This window comes from Xanthomarina sp. (assembly GCF_035306605.1).
Classification (GTDB): domain Bacteria; phylum Bacteroidota; class Bacteroidia; order Flavobacteriales; family Flavobacteriaceae; genus Xanthomarina.
The window spans coordinates 1-2,655 of sequence record NZ_DATGNR010000069.1 but is presented as its reverse complement, the minus strand read 5'-3'; the positions used below and the strand labels follow the sequence as shown (position 1 = coordinate 2,655).

Genomic DNA, 2,655 nt, shown 5'->3' with positions numbered 1-2,655 from the left:
AATAAATGGTTGAAAAATGATTTACCTATACTACCTTTGTTTGTTTGAATGTTGAGAAATAAATTGTAATTTGCTTACAATAACTTTTGTTTTGTAGTGAATTGAATAATAGTAACTTAAGTTTTTAAAGAAGCGGTTTTACTCCTTGGTTCCTAGCTTTTATGCAATAAAATCTGATTATGCGCACTCAATTTTTTATAATTTCAACTATTTCACTTATAGTAACATTTGCATTAGCCTTTTTCTTAAGTGCAAATTGGTATGTTGTTTTTGCAGTCGTTTTGGCTTTAACAATTTTAGGTTATTACGATGTTTTACAAACTAGGCACACCGTTATGCGGAACTACCCTGTGTTTGGAAGGCTTCGTTATGTGCTAGAAGAACTTCGTCCAAAACTATATCAGTACTTTATCGAGTCTGATATCGATGGTCGTCCGTTTAATAGAGTTGACCGATCTACTGTATATCAAAGAGCTAAAGGCGTGAGAGATACTATTCCTTTTGGAACCCAGTTAGATCTTTATGCAGAGGGTTACGAATGGATTTGCCATTCTATTGCACCTAAAGCTTTTGATACTCTCGATAATGACCCTCGTATCATGATAGGGAATAAAGACTGTAAGCAGCCATATTCGGCAAGTATATTGAATATTTCTGCAATGAGTTTTGGAGCGCTTAGTGCAAATGCTATTGAAGCTTTAAATGCAGGGGCAAAAATTGGAAATTTTGCTCATAATACAGGTGAGGGTGGATTGAGTCACTATCATTTAAAACACGGTGGTGATTTAATTTGGCAGATTGGTACAGGATATTTTGGTTGTCGAACTGAAGATGGCAAATTCAATCCAGAGCTTTTTGCTGAAAAAGCAAAACACCCTAATGTGAAAATGATTGAACTTAAAATCTCACAAGGTGCAAAGCCAGGGCACGGTGGGATTTTACCTGCAGAAAAAAACTCTGAAGAAATTGCTAAGATTCGACATATCAAGCCTCACGTTAAAGTGGTGTCTCCTCCTTATCACTCAGCGTTTGATACGCCTCTAGAGATGGTGAAGTTCATTCAGAAGCTAAGAGAGTTGTCTGGAGGGAAACCCGTAGGATTTAAATTGTGTATTGGCTATAAAAGTGAGTTTATCTCTATTTGTCAAGCCATGGTAGAGTTGGATCTTTATCCTGATTTTATTGCGGTAGATGGAGGAGAAGGAGGAACAGGAGCTGCACCGCCAGAATTTAGTAACTACGTAGGAGCTCCCTTAATTGACGGTCTCGACTTTGTTCATAACATACTAAATGGTATGGGGATTCGTAAGCATATTAAGGTGATTGCATCTGGGAAAATTACTTCTGCTTTCCATGTTGCGCGTGCTATTGCTTTAGGGGCCGATGCTTGTTACCAGGCCCGGGCAATGAAAATGGCTATTGGTTGTATTCAGGCGTTGCTGTGTAATACAAACAAGTGTCCTGTTGGAATTACAACCCAAGACCCTAAATTAACTATAGGTTTAGTGCCTGAAGATAAGAAAACTCGTGTTGCTAACTATCACGAAAAAACAATTCAAAACTTCGTGGAGCTGTTAGGGGCTACGGGTGTTGATAAAACAACGAATCTTACCCGCTCACATATTTACAGAAGGATTTCTCTAAACGATATGATTACCTATGAAGAGCTTTTTCCTTCAATTAAGGTAGGTTCTATGTTAAAAGGTGAGATTCCAGAAAAATATAAGCTAGATTTTGCTCATGCTAATAAAGAGCATTGGGGAATCCATCCAATAATAGAGGACCAGCCAGTAGGGGTTAATTAAATAAGAAATAGTAATAGCGTCCTTATCAAGGATGTGGTTAAGTTTCATGGTTCAATACACTCTTCCTTATAGTGAGAACCACACAGTGATGTCATCGAAAACAAGCAAGCTTTGTGAAGTGAGGTTGTTTTCGATGATTTTATATAAATATAGTTGGAGCCTCCAATCTACGTGTGTCTAGATAGGTATCTTATTTCCCAGTATTCTTCGTAATAATAGATTGTCTTTTTTAAACTTTATAGTAAGAACATTTTTGTTTATAGCATAAATTTTTTTTTTAAAAGGAGTTCCTATCCTTTTAAAAATAGTGTTTCTGTGTGTAGTTTAATTACTTATGGAGGGTAAGCTCCTTTCTTTAAATTAACGACTTCTTTTAGGTTGTCTAATGTCGTGTTGAATATCCTATGTGTTTAGTGATGCAAGTGGCTATAGCATGTCCTTATTCTAAGCTAGAGCGAGTTGTTATGAGTGGGGGTGGTTAGGAAGATTTAGCGATTATACGGTTTTATTGATTTATAATTAAAACCTAAATAATATCAATAATTTATTAATTTCCGTTAAACCTATGCTATATCTAGGTTTAGTCTTCTTCTCTGTGATAATGTTTAGCAGGAAATTTGGTTCATCTATTAAAATTTAATAAATTAGTAGGCTGTATTCTATAAACCCAGGTTAAACTGAAAGCACTACTTTATAACAAGTTTGCTTTTTAGGTCTCGTTTTATGCTGTCATTAAATTAGATAGTTTAAAATGTAGAATATGATTTAAAAGACGAATATTAACTTAATTAAATTGGATTTTTATGAAAAAATTTACCTTTTTATTTTTTGCAATGCTGATGTCCGTGCT

Annotated in this window: 1 protein-coding gene; it reads left to right on the top strand. The window is 35.2% G+C overall.

Features of this window, described 5'->3' with window-relative positions:
* The first annotated feature begins 179 nt into the window (after positions 1 to 179).
* Complete coding sequence (locus VKY41_RS09750) at positions 180 to 1,805, top strand: FMN-binding glutamate synthase family protein (protein ID WP_500814261.1); 1,626 nt, start codon at positions 180 to 182, stop codon at positions 1,803 to 1,805.
* Positions 1,806 to 2,655: the final 850 nt, after the last annotated feature.

What these genes read in the sequence shown, in the direction of transcription:
- VKY41_RS09750 (WP_500814261.1), top strand. Translation starts at nt 180, where the DNA reads ATGCGCACTCAATTTTTTATAATTTCAACTATTTCACTTATAGTAACA.